Source organism: Brevibacillus sp. 1238 (assembly GCF_029892995.1).
Lineage (GTDB): Bacteria > Bacillota > Bacilli > Brevibacillales > Brevibacillaceae > Brevibacillus > Brevibacillus parabrevis.
This window is the reverse complement of record NZ_JARXWC010000002.1, coordinates 722,673-740,631: the sequence shown is the minus strand read 5'-3', so window position 1 is coordinate 740,631 and position 17,959 is coordinate 722,673. Positions and strand designations below refer to the sequence as shown.

Annotated in this window: 10 protein-coding genes; 2 read left to right on the top strand and 8 right to left on the bottom strand. The window is 52.5% G+C overall.

The window, feature by feature from the left end:
* Positions 1-16 precede the first annotated feature (16 nt).
* Positions 17-6,838, bottom strand: coding sequence for a linear gramicidin non-ribosomal peptide synthetase LgrA (gene lgrA / locus M2298_RS07430; RefSeq protein WP_280648389.1), 6,822 nt, complete (start codon positions 6,836-6,838; stop codon positions 17-19).
* A 480-nt stretch (positions 6,839-7,318) separates the two neighbouring features.
* Here lgrA and M2298_RS07425 point away from each other — a divergent pair, with 480 nt between their 5' ends.
* Both M2298_RS07425 and M2298_RS07420 read left to right on the top strand, forming a co-directional pair.
* The gene (locus M2298_RS07425) at positions 7,319-8,254 is read left to right on the top strand and encodes an ABC transporter ATP-binding protein (RefSeq protein WP_242771484.1); all 936 of its coding nucleotides are present in this window, start codon (positions 7,319-7,321) and stop codon (positions 8,252-8,254) included.
* Position 8,255: 1 nt separating this feature from the next.
* Positions 8,256-9,020 (top strand): ABC transporter permease, encoded by a 765-nt coding sequence (locus tag M2298_RS07420; protein WP_274875306.1) that lies wholly within the window; start codon positions 8,256-8,258, stop codon positions 9,018-9,020.
* A gap of 125 nt (positions 9,021-9,145) precedes the next feature.
* Here M2298_RS07420 and M2298_RS07415 read toward each other — a convergent pair whose 3' ends face one another.
* From M2298_RS07415 to M2298_RS07385, 7 genes are all read right to left on the bottom strand, one after another.
* Entirely contained in the window at positions 9,146-10,696 is a 1,551-nt protein-coding gene (locus M2298_RS07415) for an aldo/keto reductase (protein WP_280648388.1), read from the bottom strand.
* Entirely contained in the window at positions 10,693-11,484 is a 792-nt protein-coding gene (gene lgrE, locus M2298_RS07410; protein WP_274875305.1) for a linear gramicidin aldoreductase LgrE, read from the bottom strand. The genes M2298_RS07415 and lgrE overlap by 4 nt, the downstream gene beginning before the upstream one ends.
* 20 nt (positions 11,485-11,504) lie before the next feature.
* Positions 11,505-12,839: an efflux RND transporter periplasmic adaptor subunit gene (locus M2298_RS07405; protein ID WP_274875304.1), complete on the bottom strand. Its 1,335-nt coding sequence runs from the start codon at positions 12,837-12,839 to the stop codon at positions 11,505-11,507.
* A 20-nt stretch (positions 12,840-12,859) separates the two neighbouring features.
* Positions 12,860-15,979, bottom strand: a complete 3,120-nt coding sequence (locus M2298_RS07400) for an efflux RND transporter permease subunit (RefSeq protein WP_173598772.1) — start codon at positions 15,977-15,979, stop codon at positions 12,860-12,862.
* Positions 15,980-16,158: 179 nt separating this feature from the next.
* The gene (locus M2298_RS07395; protein WP_122963290.1) at positions 16,159-16,914 is read right to left on the bottom strand and encodes a CPBP family intramembrane glutamic endopeptidase; all 756 of its coding nucleotides are present in this window, start codon (positions 16,912-16,914) and stop codon (positions 16,159-16,161) included.
* The gene (locus tag M2298_RS07390; RefSeq protein ID WP_122963291.1) at positions 16,911-17,540 is read right to left on the bottom strand and encodes an SdpI family protein; all 630 of its coding nucleotides are present in this window, start codon (positions 17,538-17,540) and stop codon (positions 16,911-16,913) included. The genes M2298_RS07395 and M2298_RS07390 overlap by 4 nt, the downstream gene beginning before the upstream one ends.
* Position 17,541: 1 nt before the next feature.
* Positions 17,542-17,808 carry an autorepressor SdpR family transcription factor gene (locus M2298_RS07385; protein WP_173596005.1) on the bottom strand — a complete coding sequence of 89 codons (267 nt, stop codon included), beginning with the start codon at positions 17,806-17,808 and terminating at the stop codon, positions 17,542-17,544.
* Positions 17,809-17,959: the final 151 nt, after the last annotated feature.

Sequence of the window (17,959 nt, the reverse complement as noted above, 5' to 3'; positions counted from 1 at the left end):
CCTGAGTTCCAGTTACTTACAAATCGCTAATCAAGTCCATAATGTCGTCCAGCTCACTCCGCGAGAGGTTCTTGTCCACAAAATCGCTCGGTGTCAGCTCGGTTTCTGTCTTTTGCAGGCAGTGGGCAAGCAGCGCATTCAGATGCGCTTGATAAAGCTCCAGCAGCTTGTCGATCGTCGCTTTGCGGTACTCATCGCGATGGTACTGTATGTGAATGGTCAGCTCTCCGTTGCTGATTTTGGCAAATACATCCAGTTGCTGCGTGCGCTCAGCATTTGCTCCGCGCACACTTCCCTGCGGAAGATGCGAAAGCGTGAGCCAATCGGTTTCCAGTCCGGCATCGAGCTGCTCCCATGCATGAACGACGATCTTTGGCTGGAGCGTAAAATCGTCCGGATGCTTGTGCCGAAGGTCAGTGAGCTGCTTGAGGATGGAATACCCGCTTCCTTGATGCGGAATCGCCCGCAGCATTTCTTTGACCTGCTTGATCTGCTCCCCCGGATCGCCTGACTTCGCAGCGGAGAGGACAACCGGGAACAGCGAATGGAACCAGCCCACCGTCCGCGACACATCCAAGCCTTTCGCTGCCGACTCGCGCCCGTCTTTTTCCAAAAAGACGGTGACATCGCCTGCTTTTGTCCAGTCCCGCAACGCCATGCCCAAGGCGGCCAGCAAAAGCTCCTGCGCTTCCGTCTGATAGGCGTGATTGGCCTCGTGCAGCAGATTGGCTGTCTCTGCTTTCGCGAAACGAATGGCTGCTGTGGCCGTGCTTTGTTCCGTTCGGGAAAGCGGCTCCTGATCTTGTGGCAGCGGACGGGTCTGGCTGGACGCGATTTTTCTCCAATAGCCCAGTTCGCTCGTCAGCTTCTTGCTGTTGGCTGCGTTGTGCAGTTCTTCCGCCCAGCTCTGATACGAGTGGGTTTTGTTTGGCAAGGCGATTGGCTCGCCAGCCACTTTTTGCTTGTAGGCGGTTTGGAAGTCTTCCAGAATGATCCGCCAGGAAGCATCGTCCACAACCAGCTGATGAATCGCCAGGAGCAGATGGTCGCCTGTCCTCGTCATGAACAGCGCAGCCTGCACGAGCGGCCCTTCCTGCAAATTCATCCCGGCTTGCCATTCGTTTGCTTTTTCTTCCACTTTTCCCGCTATATCCAGCTCCTCCGTACAATCAAACGCGCGGAAGCCGAACAGCTTGCCTTCGTTCCCCTGATGGAACTGGACAATCCCCTGCTCTGTCTCGCGGAAACGCATGCGCAAGGCATCGTGCTGCAAAACGAGCGCGTTCAGCGTCTCCACGACCCACTCACGCTCCAGGCCATCCCGGCAAAACAGCATCCTCGCCTGGTTCCAGTGATGTCGATCGGCTGTGATCCGTTCAAAGAAATCGCGCTGGATCGGCGTCAGCTTGACAAGCCCCTCTACCAGTCCCTGTTCGATGACGACCTGCTCGGACGTGACGAATGGGGCAATCTGTTCAATCGTCGGGTACAGGAACAGGTGGTTGATCACCATCGTCCAATTGATCCGTTGCAGTCGAGAGGCGATTTGCAACCCTTTGATCGAATCTCCGCCCAGTTCGAAAAAGTTGTCGCGAATCCCGACCCGTTCGATTCCGAGCACTTCGCCCCAGATGTGCGCCAAAGTCGCTTCCAGTTCCGTGCGCGGCGCTGCATATTCCGCTTCCGCTTTCACACTGCCGTCCGGTTCTGGCAAAGCCTTGCGATCGAGCTTGCCATTGGCTGTGAGCGGGAACTGTTTCAGCAAAACGAAATGGGCCGGAATCATGTATTCAGGCAGTTCACGGCGAAGCAACTCGCGCAGTTGACCGACTGTCCACTCCTGTTCGGACAGCAGGTAGGCGCACAAGTACGCTTGGCCGTTTTGATCGTTTCGGGCTACGACCACCGCGTCCTGAATCGTTTCCTCCTGAATCAGCTTGCTGCGGATTTCGTCCAGTTCGATCCGGTATCCGCGAATTTTCACCTGATGGTCCATGCGTCCGAGGTATTCGATGTTGCCATCCTCGCGATAACGGGCGAGATCACCCGTGCGATAAATCCGCTCGCCTTTCTCCAACGGATGAGGAGTGAATTTTTCTTCTGTCAGCGCTGGATTGTTCAAATACCCTCTCGCCAGACTTGCTCCTGCGATGCATAGCTCTCCTGGTACGCCGATTGGTTGCAGTTGTCCATGCCGATTGATGATATACATGCGATAGTTGGGCAGCGGCTTTCCGATTGGAACAGGACTTTCCTGCGAGCCTTTCGCGAGCGAGTAACGGGAAGCGTAAATCGTCGCTTCTGTCGGGCCGTAGATGTTTTCCAGCTTCACCTCTGGCAATACTTCGTACACTTTTGGCACGAGTTCATCCGGCATCGCTTCGCCGCAAGCCAAGATGTACCGCAAGCGATTTGCTTCTGTTCGCCCTTCCAAATACTCGACAAACGGGATCAGCATGGAGGGCACGAAGTTGATGTGGGTAATTCCCGCTCCGACTACCGCCTGCCAAATAGCCTTCGGGTTCTTTTCCGCCTCCGGTTCCAAAATCACCAGTTTGCCACGACCCGGAACCCACCCGAAAATTTCCGCGACTGAAATATCGAATATGTAGGTTGTCTTGAGCAAGAAGGCATCGTCCTGCAAAAGCGGGTACTCGTCCTGCATTCCGTGAAGCACATTGAGCAGCGCTCCGTGCTCGATCATCACGCCTTTTGGTTTTCCCGTTGAGCCGGAAGTGTACATGACATACACCAGGTCGCCTGGCTGGTTGACCAGTGGCGGGTTGCTCGTATCCGCCGCATAGCTGCTCGCACTGTTCAGATCAAGGACCACTTCCGCCACGCTTGCCTTTTCCACAAACGGCGACTGTGCCAGCACCAGCTTGGCTCCGCTGTCTGCGAAAATGTAGGCGATTCGCTCCGCCGGACTGTGCGGGTCGATGGGCAAGTACGCTCCGCCCGCTTTCAACACAGCGAAAATCGCCACCATCATCTCGACCGACCGCTCTGCCATCAGCATCACGAGATCGTCAGGTTGCACCCCTTTTTCGCGCAAAGTGTGTGCCAACTGGTTGACCCGCTCGTTCAGCTCGCGATACGTCACGCGTTGTTCGCGGAAGACTAGCGCTGTTTTGTCAGGGGTAGCCGCCGCCCAATCCTCCAGCATCGACATGATCAGCTTGTTCGGATACGCCTTGGCTGTATCGTTCACCCGCAAAAACAAATCGCGTTTTTCGTCTTCCGTTACCAGTTCAAACCTTTTCACCTGTTGGTCCAGCCCGTGCACGGCTTGCAAAAGCAGGTGCTCAAACTGCGCGACCATGCGGAGGATCATTCCCTCGTCAAACAGGTGCGTGTTGTATTCAAACACGATGTTCAGCCCGTTTTCCCGCTCCAGGACTTCGAGTGTCAGATCGAACTTGCTGATCCCGGCGTTTATATGGTGCATGTTGCTCTCCAGCTCGGTTTCCGGTGCGCCTTGCATCATGAACATCACATCGAACAACGGGTGACGGTTCCCTTCCCGCTTGACACGGGCAGCCTCAAGAATTTTGTCAAAAGGCACGTACTGGTTTTGCAAAGCCGGCAAAAGCTTTGCCTTGACCTGTTGCAAGTTATGTAAAAAGCTTTCTTCATGATCAATGGAGAGCAAAAGCGGCAGCGTATTGACGAACATCCCCAGCAGTTCTCGCGTATCTGGATGCTGTCTGCCGTCCGTAACGGTGCCGAGAATGACTTGATTGCTGTCGCTGTTCATTTTGGACAGCCAGATGGACACGATCGTGAGCATCAGCATGTACAGAGTCAAGTCATGCTTGGCCGCTGTCGCCTTGAGCTTTCGCGTAATTTCCGGGTTCACGCGATACATCTGGATCGCTCCGTCAAACGTCAACTGCGGCGGGCGTTTTTTCGTCGGAAGTTGGACGGCGGGAAGCTCTCCTTGCAAAAGCGTTTTCCAGTACGCTATCTGCTGTTCGTATTCGTCGCTTGCGAACCATTCATTTTGCCAGCGCGCAAACGACTTGTACGTTTTTTCCACAGGCGACAACACCTGCTGTCCGAGCAAAGCTTGCAGCTCGCGCGCCAGGATCGACTTGGACAGACCGTCCAGCAAAATGTGATGGGAATCGAACCAGAGAACCTTTTTGTCCGCCGTCTCAATGACTCCCGCCCGCAGCAACGGCGCTTTCGCCAGATCGAACGGCTTGATCTGCTCCGCAAGCAAGCTTTGTACCGACTCCTCCTCGCCAGTCTGGCGCACAAAGGACAGCTCTGCCCGAGGAACAATCCGTTTTACAATCTCGTCGCCGCGCATGTGATACGTGCTGCGCAAACCTTCGTGCCGCAGCACCAACTGCTCCAGGGCCACCCGAATTTGCTCCGTATCGACAGTCAGGGGGAAGTTGATCGTATAGACCACGTTGTAGGCAATCGACTCCACATCTTGCTGCTGGATGATGTACATTCGCTTCTCGACGGCGGAAGTCTCGTACTCCGCTTGCTCGTCCAGCTCTCGCAAAGGCTCCAGGCTCACCTGCTTTTGCTCCGTAAGCAGACGTTTCAACTGCCGGATGGTCGGATGCGTGAAAAGCTGGTCGTATCTGAGCGAAAGCCCGATGTTTTTGAGCTGGTGAATCAGCTGCATGACTTTGATCGAGTCTCCGCCTCGCTCCAGAAAATGGTCGTCGATCCCCATTTGCGGAATCCCCAGCACGTGGCTCCACACCTGTGCCAGTTGCTGTTCAAGCTCATCAGTTGGCGCGACATAATCTTCCCCCAGCAACTCCGCATCGGCCTGCACGTCTGGCAAGGCGCGCCTGTCTACTTTCCCATTCGCGGTCAACGGGAAAGCCTTCATGTGAACAAAGTACGTGGGGATCATGTAATCGGGGAGATCGTTCCCGAGCCATTCCCGCAGCTCGCCATGCGGAATTTCTTCAGGAGCAACGTAATAGCCAACCAAGTATTTGCGCCCGTCCGCTTGCTCCTTCGCCAATACCGTTGTCAGTTCAATCAGCGGATGATTCATCAAAAATGGCTCGATTTCTCCTGGCTCGATGCGGTATCCGCGAATTTTGACCAAATTGTCCAGGCGGCCGAGAAACTCGATGTTTCCGTCAGGCAAAAAGCGTGCCCGATCGCCCGTGCGGTACATTCGCTCGCCCGTCTGCGGATGGACGATGAACTTTTCCGCCGTCAGCTCCGGACGGTTCAAATATCCGCGCCCCAGCCCTTCCCCGACAATAAACAGCTCGCCTGCCACCCCGATCGGCTGCAACGCCAGCGCTTCGTCCAAAATCAGGATGCGGGTGCGGTCAATCGGCTTGCCAATCGGAATATTCGCATACGGCTTGTCCACCTCGAACATCGTCACCATGATGGTGCACTCTGTCGGCCCGTACCCGTTGTAGAGCTTGTACGTTCCGTTCCGCTCGATTTTTTTCAGCACATCCCCGCCCGTAATCACCACGCGAAACGACTGGTTGTCCATTTGCATGAACTGTTCAGCGGCACCCGTCGGCAAATAGCTGATCGTGATCCCTTCCTGGTTGCAGTAATCGTTTAAAGCGTCCAAATCGTACTTCCGTTCGGAAGGCACGATGTGCAGCGCAGCGCCAGCGAGCAAATGCGTAAATATATCCAGTGCAGACCCGTCAAAGGAAAAACTGGAATAAACCAACGCCTTGTCCGCAGGGGTTACGCCAAAGTACGGCCGATACCACTCGCAAAAGTTGACCAGATTGTGATGCTCGATCATGACGCCTTTTGCCAAACCTGTCGATCCTGATGTGTACATGACGTACACGAGGTCATCCGGGCGATTGACGTGCGGCAAATTGTTCGTGTTCTCGCTGTAGCTGTCAGGATCGTGCACGTCGATGATGTCGCAGGCACCGTTCGCTTTCTCCTCATGCAAAGCGTTTGTCAGCAAGATCGCGGCACTGCTGTCAGCCAGCATGTAGGCAATCCGCTCTCCCGGATAATCCGGGTCGATGGGCACATACGCCCCTCCTGCTTTCATTACCGCGAGAATGCTCACGATCATGTCCAGAGACTTGTCCAGCATGATCGCTACCTGATCGTCAGGCTTGACGCCTTTGCCCCTGAGATGGTGCGCCAGCTGATTGGCCCGTTCGTTTAGTTGCTTGTATGTCAAGGATTGGCCCCGATCGACGACAGCCACGTGGTCTGGCGTCACTTCCACCTGCTGTTCGAACAGCTGATGGAACGTTTTGTCGATCGGCTTTTCACCCTGTTTTGGCTCTGCACAAAGCCGCTTTAATGCCAACAATTCTCGTACTGTCGTCATGTTCAGGTTTTTGTAAAAATCCCGGTCTGCTTTGAAGTGGATCGTTCCGCCAGCAGTTTGCCGATACGGAGCGATCCGTCCATGCACGATATTTTCCCACTCGCGAATGAACAGTTCCTCGATCGCCTGATTGGCTTTGTTGTAACAATCGAGCAGCGTATCTTCGTCGGCAAACGCAATCTCTTCCTGCACGAGAATGTCGCCTGTATCTACATGCTCGTCGATGAGGTGGATCGTCACGCCCTTGGGTGTCTCGTCCCAAACGCTCCAGAAAACAGGATCTCGTCCCTTGTTCCAGGGCAAAAGAGAAGGATGAAGGTTGATGATGCGCCCGCGAAACCGGGAGACGATTTCTTTGTCCAAAATATACCCGTATGCATAGCTGACAATCCAGTCGATCTCTTGCAAATTGGCCGACTGCGCGTGCACTTTTTCCTGGCAGATGACGACTTCGTGGTGTAATGATTCCAAGTACCGTACAACTTTGTTTCCTTTGCTCATAAATGTTGTTAGGAATAGTATTCTCACAAAAACACCACCAGTACTTCCTAAAATTTCGTTGACAAAAAAGTAACTTCGAATGAAAATCTTTGGTAGATACCAATTTTGGTACTTTTTTACATAACACACAAAATCATGTTAATTTGTAAACAGTTAACGGTCAAGGTCTTATATTTGACAAATGAATGCAATCAGCGATGATAAACCTGGAAAAAACTTGATTTACGTAGGGATCGCGGCGTTTTCCGTTACGGAATAATTTGGTATAAAAATCCAAAAACCTGATTTTCTGGCTGGTTCTGCGCGCCAGAAGCTGACAGGAAAATGGACAGGCCAAACGTGGCGGAATGAGAGGAAGTGATCCAGCAAGCAATATGGAATTTTCGTGAACAATCACTGTGAAAGGAGGTTTTAGAATCGACCATCAAGAAGGAATGGTATATATGTAAAATAATTACAATTTTGTGAATGTCAAGCGAGGAAAACTTCAGAAAAAGGTGATACTTTGTGGAGCATGTAATCGAAATTAAAGATCTCAAAAAATCGTTTGGCGACAAAAAAGTTCTGAACGGTATTTCTCTCTCGATTGGCAAAGGGCGAATTTTTGGTCTGCTCGGCCCGAATGGCTCGGGAAAAACGACTACCATGCGCATCTTGTCCTGCCTCATCGAGCCTACCTCTGGGGATATCACCATCCTTGGCCGCCAAATCAGCACGCACAAAGAAGAGATTCGCAAAAAAATCGGTTGTGTCACAGAATCCCCCGGTGTTTACGACAAGCTTTCCCTGTTGGACAACCTGGAGTTTTTCGCCGCCTGCTACCAGATTCCCAAAGCCAAGCGCGCTTCCCGCATCGAATATTTGCTTCGCCAGTTCGACTTGTGGGACAGAAGAAATGATCCTGCCGGGCGACTGTCCAAAGGGATGAAGCAGAAGCTTTCGATCATTTGCGCGATTTTGCACGATCCCGAAATCTTGTTCCTCGACGAGGTGACCGCGAACCTCGACCCCGTCAGCATTCGCAAGCTGAAAGATTTGATTCGTGAATGGGCCGCCTCTGGCAAGACGATCATTTTTTGCTCGCATATCTTGACCGAGGTTGACGAGCTATGCCATGAGTTCGCCATTATCAAGGGGGAAGTCATTCGCTTGACCACTCCGCAGCAGTTCCGTGAAGAATGGACCACCTACAATGTGATCCTCGATGTCGGATCGGATGTGCAAAAGTCGGAACAGATTATCAGGGAAGCGAAGGAAGTCGAAGCCTACAAGCGTTCGGAAAATCAGTTCCACCTGAGAGTAACCGATCCGGAGACAGCCAACCCGCAGTTGATCAAAAAGCTGGTCGCAGCCGATGTCACTATCAAATACATAACGCCTCTCTCTGTTTCGCTGGAAGACTCTTACCTGAGCTTGCTCGATCAAGAAAAGGAGGCGATCTAACATGCCGACATTCGTCATTCTCCGCGAGTGGAAAGAACTGTTTGCCAACCGTTCCGTGCTGATTACGAATCTGGCCGCGCCATTCGTGATCTTGATCATGGCTTTGATCACGACTGTGTTTGCCCAAAATGGCAAAATGGAGTTCGTCCTTACCTTGATGAAATTGACCAATCCGCTGCTGAACATGGCTGGAGACGATGGCCAGATCGCGATTGCCCGCTTCTACTTCCTCCTGTTTTTGATCGTCCCGGCGATGATCCCGCTGACCTTTGCCACCACGAGCATCATCACGGAAAAAATGACAGGGACATTGGAGAGCGTGCTGGTCACTCCCATCTCGACCAAGGAGTTCTTGCTCGGCAAAATTCTTGCCTTCGCCTTGCCGTCCGTTGCGCTGACTTGGGTCATCCAGCTCATCTTTTTAGGCTTCATCTTTGCGAGCTTTGACAACGCCAGTACCCATTTTTCCATCGTTTTCATTCTCGCGATGATCCTGCTCGTCCCGTTTGTCTCGATCATCAGCTTGTCCTTGAGCGTCGTAGTTTCCTCCAAAGTGGACAACGTCGCAGCAGCCCAGCAATTCGGCGCCTTGCTTGTACTGCCGATCATCGGACTCGCCATCAGCCAGGTGATTTTCCTCTCGATGATGAGCAATCCGCTGATCTATCTGGGCCTGGTGACAGGATGTGCCGTTCTCGCCCTGATTACGTTCCAGATCAGTGTCCAGCTGTTTGACCGCGAGCATATCATCAGCAAGTGGAAATAGCGAAAAAACCGCCTCCTGCAATCGTTGCCGTCCGCGATTGCAGGAGGTTTTTTCGTGCTCCCGCTTTTTCTTGCCATGCGAAAAAGGGCTACCCGAAGGCAGCCCGCAGTCGGCTACATGATTCGTTACCTCGCGCCAATGACGGCTTTGAGCGTCTGGGTAATCGTGTGCCAGTCTTCTTCTTGCATGTGCGAATCCAAAGGTCTTTGCAATTCCGTCAGCACATCATCCACATAATGCTCCCGTCTCATCCCTACGAGGACGCTGTGTACCTCTGGCGTAGCGCGCATCGTACGGATCGCCGTCTGGCTCAGCGTATCCGTCGCCACGAGATGCGGCCGCACTCTCGACAGCTCTGTGCGGATGTCTTGCGCCCGCTGGTAGTCTTTCGGCGTATAGTAATTCTTCAACGCCTGGGCGGCTTCCGTGAGCGCTTCCTTGTATGTATCCAGCCAGCGCAGCGTCTCTTCGCCTCCCCCGCCATGCTTCTCGATCGTTTTGCGAATATCCGTAATGACGGGATCAAACAGCATCGTTTGCACGTTGTTTACGTTTGCCGAGGAGTACAGCTTCTTCCAATACTTGCGCAGCATTGCGCCAGCTGATACTTTTTTCTTCAGCTCTTTCACTTCTTCTTTTTCCATTTTCAACGCAGGCAAAATGTGATAGACGATATGGTCTTCCACATCATCCACGCGATCCAGGCAAGCTTTGATTTGCTGGGTCGCTTCCTTCTCGTCGATGACCGTGTTCTGATCCAGGCGAATGTCTGTCAGACGGAAAATTTTGTCCTTCGCCGTGACGTCGAGCGTCCGGTTGGTCATCACTCCGAGTGCTTTTTCCTTGGCAAACAGCAAGGCACTCTTGCCCTGCGCATGGCTTTTTTCCAGCAAGGCACCCGACTCGTACATGTTCATCGGAAACTGGATCACGCGAAAATGGTGGTTCGGCGTAATCGCCTCCGCTATCTCCCAGAGCGTATCGAGCGCAACAAAGTCAAATTCCTTTGGATTGCTGCCAAACGAGTTGACACTGACTCCGTAGCATTGGATTCGCCCTGCCTCGACTTCTTGTTCCAAGTGGCGAAAAGCTTTCCCGATTCGCTCCAGCAGCTCTTCGTACGCTTCCTGCTGCTTGATTTTGTTCATTTTCGCCCACAACATATACCATTCCGGATTGTGCAGCATGTAACAATCGATCATGTCCAGCTGCAAACGCTCCAGGCTGCGCGTCAGCTGATCTCTCAAATACTCGGGATGGATGCAAATCGACATCCCTTCATGCACCGTCGTGAAGTCCTGGTACGGCTTGCCTTCCGCCGTCCGCTTCATCGTCTCTTCAGAGTCTTCGCCGACCACAATGCCTGCCTTGGATACGATCACAAGCTCTTCCCGCTTGATTTTTGCTTCCTCCACAAGCTGTTTCAGGACGCTGCCGATGACTTTCTCCGCGCTGCCGTTCGCGTACATGCTGCTGGTGTCGATCAGGTTGATTCCTTCGAGCAGCGCTTTGCGCAAGGCGTGCTGATACTGTTCGTCCTGTTCATCAATGCGATACGTTCCGAATCCGACCTGGCTGATCCAAACCTCGAAGCTGCCAAACGGCTTGTAAGCCAGATGCGGATTGGCTTGTGCCAGTCGCTGTGTCCCTTCCAGTGTCGCTTTTCCTGTAATCATCCGATCCCCCTGTACCCAACCAGATAGCTTTGTAATGTTGATTCGATGATCGCCAAAAGTTGTTCCTGTTCCGAATGGAGAAAGAAATGGTCGCCTTGCAGCATGTGCATTTGGAACGAAGCACTGGTGTGCTTTCTCCATGCTTCCATGTGCGCCACGGTAATGTCGGGGTCCTGCCAACCGCCAATCGCCGTCAATCCGCAACCGAGCGGCTCTTCCTCCTGGTATTGATACTGCTCGCAGATGGTGAAATCTGCCCGCAGCATCGGCAGAAGCATTTGCAAGATCTCTTCGTTTTCCTCGTTTTCAAAAAGCTCCTTCGGCGTGCCGTTCAGCGTGCGCAGCCCTTTCAGAAACTCGGCGTCAGGCAAGTGATGGATCGCTTCACCCGGATCAGGCAGATGGGGCGCATGCCGTCCTGAAGCGAACATATGCCGCGGCTTGAGACCGTACTGGTTGCGCAAATATCTGGCCAGCTCGAAGCTGACCAGCGCTCCCATGCTATGTCCAAAAAAGGCAAACGGGCGATTCAGATGGGGCAAAAGCGCTTCCGCCAGCTCGCGGATCATCACGGACAAGTCGGTGTAGTACGGCTCCATAAACCGATTGCTCCTGCCTGGCAGCTGCACGGGGCACACCCCGATCTGCACAGGCAGCTTTTTTTGCCACTCGCGATAGATGCCGGCATGTCCGCCTGCATAGTGAAAGCTGAATAAAAGCACCTCTGCCTCCGCCGTCATTTTCGGGGAAAGCAGCCAACGGCTCGGGGAAACGTGTGTCTTTTGCATAAGAGATCCTCCTTGGATTGCTAGGGAACGATGTTGATTTTTGCGCCGTCTTTCAACTGGGACTGGCCTTTGATCACAACTTTGTCTCCCTGCTTCACACCAGACTCGATCAACGTCATCTCTGTTCCTTTCAGCGCGATCGAGATTTCCTGTTCAGCCACTCTTGTTTCATTCACGACGTAGACGACCGACTTCCCATTTCGCTCCACAATCGCGTCGGTTGGAACGAGAATGCCCGCCTGTCCTTTTTTCGCAGACACTTCAGCCTTCATCCCGGGAAGCAGCGTGCCTTTCGGATTCGGCACTTCAATTTCCACAGGGAACAGCCTTGATTGCTCAAAAGCGCTCAGGCCGACGTAGGAGACACTTCCCTTGACCTTGACGCCCTGGGACGGGACTTGCAAATCCAGTTGCGTGCCTTTTGGCAAGCTGGGCAACGCTTTTTCGGAAACGTTTACCTTCACAATGACCGGATCGAGGTTAATGATCGTCGCAACAGGCTTTTGCAGGGTGATCGTATCCCCTTCCTGCACGAGGATTTCCGTGACAATGCCGTCGACGGTAGCCTTGATCAGCGTGTTGTCCAAAGCATTTCGGGCGATATTCACCTCGGCTTGCCCCTGCTGGACATTGGCTTTCGTGACCCGCCCGTTTTTATCTGCCTGATTCACCTGTGTGCGGGCATTGTTCAAAGCTGTTTCCGCCTGATCCAGCTGGCTCTGGTACTGATTTTTCGCCTGCAAAAACGCATTGTGGGCGTTTTCCAGCTCGCCCTTCGACATGGCGCGCTGCTCATACAGCTTTTTGGCCCGGTCGTAGTTCGCCTGTGCCAGCTCCATTCCTTGCGCAATCGAACCTTTTGCATTCGCATACGTTTGTTCCGCCAGCTTCAACTGACTTTCGGCCAGTTGCGTGGACGTTCCCATCCGGTTTGCGCTTTCCAGATTGGCTTTGGCGACGGCCAAGCTCGCTTCTGCCTGTTGCAGCCTGAGCAGCGCCTCGGTATTGTCCAGCTTGGCGATGACTTGTCCTTTTTTGACGGCGTCCCCTTTTTTCACGAGGATTTGCGAGACGGTCCCGCTCGTTTTGCCGAGGATGCTCACATCCGTATTCGCGAAAATTTCCGCCAGCAGCTTGTCCGACTCTTTCAGCTCGCCCTCCGTCACTTCCGCTACTTTGACGTCGAGGGAATTTTCCGCTTTGATCATCTCGATCTCCGTACCGGACGGTTTTTCGCTTTGCGCCTGTCCTTTGCTGCTCTCTTCTGTTGCCGTGCTTTGTGCATTGCATCCTGTGATGATCGCAGCTCCGATCAGGCAAACCACACCTGCGTTGATTAGCTTCCTTTTCTTCATTCCCGAAAAGCCCTCCGTCTCTACCCAGACTTTTTCATATCGCGTAAACTTCGCAGCACTGAAATAAACATATCCTCACCTGGCTCCATATCTGGTTCTTGGGTATCAGGAGTAAAAAACTCTTTTTTGATCCGGTACAACAGTTCATACCCGATCGGAACGACGATCAAGGTCAGGATCGTCGAAGTAATCAGCCCGCCGATGACGACAATCGCCAAGCTTTTCGTCATCAAGGCCCCTTCTGAAAAGCCGAGGCAAAGCGGCAAAAGGGCACAGACCGTCGCAACTGCCGTCATGACAATCGGACGCAAGCGTGTCAGGCCCGCTTGGACAACCGCCTCGCGCATGGAAGCACCCGCCAGCCTCCGCTGCTGGATATTGTCCACATAGACGATCGCGTTGGTCACGACGATGCCTACGAGCATCAAAAAGCCGATGAGCGCTGTCGCATCGAGAACGGAGTCTGTCACGAACAAGCCGAACAAGCCGCCAATCGCAGCCAATGGCAGTGACAGCAAAATGGCAAGCGGCGCCGTCGCATTGCCAAACGTGATCAGCATGACGACGTACACGATGAAAATCGCAGCGCCGATGGCGAGCAGCATGTCTTTGAAGCTCTTTTCCATGTCGCTTGAGACGCCTTCGGATGACAGCGTGACGCCGTTCGGCAGCTTTTCCGCTTTGAGCATGGCAAACAGGAAACTGCTCGCGCCGCCTTTGTTATCGCTCGTAATATCAGCCGTAATCTGCACGAATTGTTGCTCATCCTTGCGATTGATCTGGGACTGCACTTTTTCCTGATCGATCTCGACGAAGTCCAGCAGACGTACTTGCTGTTTGCTCGGCGTTTGAATGTAGACGTTTTTCAGCTCATCCAGCGTTCTCGCGTGATTGTCGCTCAGTCCAAAGGACAGATCGTAGTCTTTTTCGTTGATTTTGATTTTTCCGATTTTCGTGTCTGATACTAGGAGGTTCACTTCTTGCGCCACCTGGATCGGCGAAATTCCCAGTTCTGCGGCCGCGTCCCGGTTGACCTTGATGACGATCTCCTTGTTCACATCGTTCAAATTGTCGCGCACGTTGGTCAACAGCGGACTTTCCTTCATTTTGGCCTTGACGATTTCGCGCGCCTCTTTCAACCGTTCCAGGTCCGGCCCGTGCAGGATGAGCTTGAACTGATTGCTTTCATTGCTGCCCGGCTTGGTCAATACCATCTCGGTTCCGATCGGGATATCGGGCTTGATGATGCCCTCCCATTTTTTAATGGCCTGATCGAGGTTCACGTCATCCCCTGTTTTGATCAGCAGAACGGCTTCGTTCGTCCGGCGGATGTCCGCTTCCTCTTCAGAACCAAGGCTGCTCTGTATCGAAGCAACTCCCGGCTGTTCGCGCAATTTGGCCTCGATCTGACTGACCGTTTGGTCGAGGGTGTTGAGCTGGGTCCCTTTTGGCATCGTTACTTGAACGAATATGTATTTGGCTTCCGAGTCAGGCAGCAACCCGTATTTCATATAAGGAAGCAAGGCCAGACTCGCTACGAACAGAACAAAAGACAAAAGTCCGACCGCTGGCTTGTGGTTGAGCGACCAGTGAAGCAGCTTCCGGTACAGATTCGTCCCTTTGCCCGGCTCATGTTCCTTGATATTGCGATTTTTCAGGATGATGAGCTTGGCCAGCAGCGGAACGATCGTCACGGCCACCAGCAACGAGGCGAACAACGAGCAGACGACGGTCAGGGCAAACGGCCGGAATACTTCTCCAATCATCCCGCCGACAAACACAATCGGCAAAAATACGGCAGTGGTGGTAAACGTCGATGAGGTAATCGCGTGGAGCATTTCATGGGTAGCCATCTGAATCAGGCTTTCTTTGCGTTCCTTGTTCAACTGCAAATGGCGGAAAATATTTTCGATCACGACGATGCTGTCATCCACGACCCGCCCGACAGCGACTGCCATCCCGAACAAGGTAATCATGTTGAGCGTGATCCCCATCCAGGACATGAAAATCAGGCTGACCAGGATCGAGGTCGGAATGGAAACGAGGACGATCATCGTCGCTTTCACATGGCGCAAAAACAAAAGGATGATCAGGGACGCCATCACGGCTCCGAGCAACCCTTCCTTGAGCATGCCGTTAATCGAATTTTTGATATCGAGGGACGTGTCGTAAATCGTGGTAAAGGTCAAATTTGGGTACTCGGCTTGCAACCGGGCTATTTTCGCATGGATCGCATCGCCTGTTTCTACCGCATTGGCGTCCCGTGTTTTGTAGATGTTGATGCTGATGCCATTTTGGCCGTTAAAACGGCTGATCGAGTGAGCTACCTGGTCAAAGCGGACGTCCGCGATGTCGCCAAGCCTGACGTAAGCAAGCCCGTTTTTCGGATCTCCCGGGAGAAACAGCTTGGTGTCGCGAATATCTTCTACATGGAGGTAGCGGCTTACGACGCGAATGATCCGTTCTTCGCCGTCTTCGGTGAGCGTCCCGATCGGCATCGCCACGTGGCTGTCGAGCAACAGCTGCTTCAACTGGAGCGGAGAGATTCCGTAATAGTTGAGTGCATCGACGTTCGGCAACACTTTCATTTCTTGCCCTTGCCCGCCGACTGTCGACACTTTATCGACTCCGGCAATGCCTTCCAGCTCTTTTAGCACCGACTCCTTTACTTCGCTGTCAAAGGAGTCCGATCCGCTGTTTTGCTCCTTGTCTGCCACATACAAATAGTAGACAGGCTGACTGCTGAATCCTTGGATCATGACTTGCGGTCGACCTGCTTTGGCGGGAAGCGAGATGCCGGAGACTTTTCGTTCCAGCTCATCCCGGACAGCCTGTACGTCCGAGCCGGTCTCCAAATAAATTTTTAGCACGGAGCTATTGCTGTTCGAGTAAGATTCCAACGCCTTGATGCCTGATACATGACCCAGCTCTCGTTCCAACGGTTTCGTCACATCATCCAGAACGTCTTCCGGCGATGCCTCCGGGTAAGGAGTGCTGACAAGAAGCACAGGAAAAGACACATCCGGCATGTGCTCCACCTTGAGAGACATGGCAGCAACGATTCCACTTATGACGACCAGGAGGCTGATAATGATGATTGCTGTCGAGTTTCTAAGCGAAAAATTCGTGAGAAAGCGCAAGGAATGCCCCCCCTTATTGCTAATAAATTCCAATTACTATATTACGCTTAAACGATTTCCCTTTTCAATAAATTTCCATTAAAATTAAAAATTGCTTTTTATTACCTTTCAAAAAATTGTGCGTTTTGGGCAATGCTGCCCCTTCTCCCACGGCATTGCCCAAAAACAATCCCGCTCCCTTAGCTTAAAAAGCCGTGCAGCAGGATATCCCCGATCGCGTGAGCAATCATCGCATACTCCAGCCCGCGCTTCCAGTAAAGGTAGCCAAACAAAATTCCCGCCACTCCGTTAAGCGCGATAGTGCGAATGAACAACAGCGGAGTAATCTCGCCAAAATAAGTGGCGGCCGCTGGCAGATGGCCTAGCCCGAACAAAAAGGCTGCACCGACAATTCCGATCCAGTACATCCAAGCCTTGGGCGAGGAGTGACGCCCAAACAGCTTGCTCAAAATCCAGACGATCAGCGTCATCATGAACAGCCGCACCATGACTTCCTCGTACACCCCGCCCTGGATGGAGGTGAGGACACCTGCCCAAATTGGCGTATTCAAGGCTTGTGCCTTTTCCGTGAGAATCGGCAAGAGCGGTTGGAAAATCAGTCGTTCCAGCAGGTAGATCATGAACGTCCCGAGCAGCCCGAAAATGACCGCTTGCACGATGCCTTGCCTGTTAAAAGTCGCACCGCCAGTTTTGTACATCCAATTTCGCAGGATCGGAGCATCGAGTCCGACCTTTCCTGCCAGCGTCAGTCCAGCCCATGCCAGCAAAAACGCCGAGATGCTGCCCTGCACGACAAACAGCACGATCACGGCGGGCAACGGCAGCGGCACCACAGCGAGCGCATCTCCCACCATCGCTAACAAATAAGGCGTAGCCGCGATAAAACCGATCGCACTGATCCCTGCCAAGAGCAAGGCAATTTTCACATTTTTCATCGTACTCTCCCCTTCCGGATTTTTTTGGCAAAGTAGTAGCTGCTCCCGATAGTGATCACAATCGTCGCCACGACGACCAGCAGCAGCGCAAACGAGTGGATCGGCTGCGGCAAAAAGGCAGTGAGGACAATGAGAATCCCGCCGAGGAAAAATACGCGGGAACCGAAATGATGCGTCATTTTCCACACTTGTTCACTGCCCAGCGCCCATGGCGTGCGTATGCCGATCAAATAATTATGGCGAAAGCGCGGCATGAAATTGCCCATCGTGATAAACAGAACGCCCAAGATCAGCGTCACAAAAATGGATATGTTTACCATATATCCGTAACCATATGCGATGATCAAACCGTGGATGACGAGAAGCGCAAACATGAGCGTATTCAAGATCGCGTCTTTGCTGCTCTCGAACTTTTGGTAGTTCTGCCTGCGCCAGAGCGAGGACACGAAGATAACGACCATCATGATCGGAACAAACGAGACACCCAACAGTTTGGGCGCAAATCCATTCGGCTCGCCATTCATGCCCCAGTGAATGGTCATTTTGTCAGGCATGGATGGATAACAGATCAGCCCCATCGCCACGCTGATCAGAAAAAACAAAATCGTCAAACCCGAGATTTTCATGTTATGACTCCTCTTTCGCATGAAATTGGATAACCCATTTCAAGAGATCTTGAAACACGGTGGTATTTAAGGAATAGTAGATGTTTTGGCCTTTTCGCTCGTCGAAAACCATCTCCGCCTGCTTCAACAGATTGAGGTGATGGGAAATGCTCGGTTTCGTCATTGCAAAATGCTCGGCGATTTCGCCAGCCGTCATGTCTTTCTCCCGCAACAAGTCAAGCATCTTTCTCCTTGTCGGATCAGACAGCGCCTTAAACGCATGATTCATGGACATAGTTCATCGATCCTACTTTCGGAACATCTTTATTAGATATTTAGAAATTTATCGAAACAACTAACCAAAAAATACCATGGAAAATATACCCAGTCAATAGGTAAAAAGATTCTCATTATCCATAAATTGTATGTTATAACTGCAC

Excerpts from the sequence above, each read along its gene's own strand:
- M2298_RS07420 (WP_274875306.1), top strand. The coding sequence starts at position 8,256 with ATGCCGACATTCGTCATTCTCCGCGAGTGGAAAGAACTGTTTGCCAAC.
- M2298_RS07415 (WP_280648388.1), bottom strand. The coding sequence starts at position 10,696 with ATGATTACAGGAAAAGCGACACTGGAAGGGACACAGCGACTGGCACAA.
- lgrE (WP_274875305.1), bottom strand. The coding sequence starts at position 11,484 with ATGCAAAAGACACACGTTTCCCCGAGCCGTTGGCTGCTTTCCCCGAAA.
- M2298_RS07405 (WP_274875304.1), bottom strand. The coding sequence starts at position 12,839 with ATGAAGAAAAGGAAGCTAATCAACGCAGGTGTGGTTTGCCTGATCGGA.
- M2298_RS07395 (WP_122963290.1), bottom strand. The coding sequence starts at position 16,914 with ATGAAAAATGTGAAAATTGCCTTGCTCTTGGCAGGGATCAGTGCGATC.
- M2298_RS07390 (WP_122963291.1), bottom strand. The coding sequence starts at position 17,540 with ATGAAAATCTCGGGTTTGACGATTTTGTTTTTTCTGATCAGCGTGGCG.
- M2298_RS07385 (WP_173596005.1), bottom strand. The coding sequence starts at position 17,808 with ATGAATCATGCGTTTAAGGCGCTGTCTGATCCGACAAGGAGAAAGATG.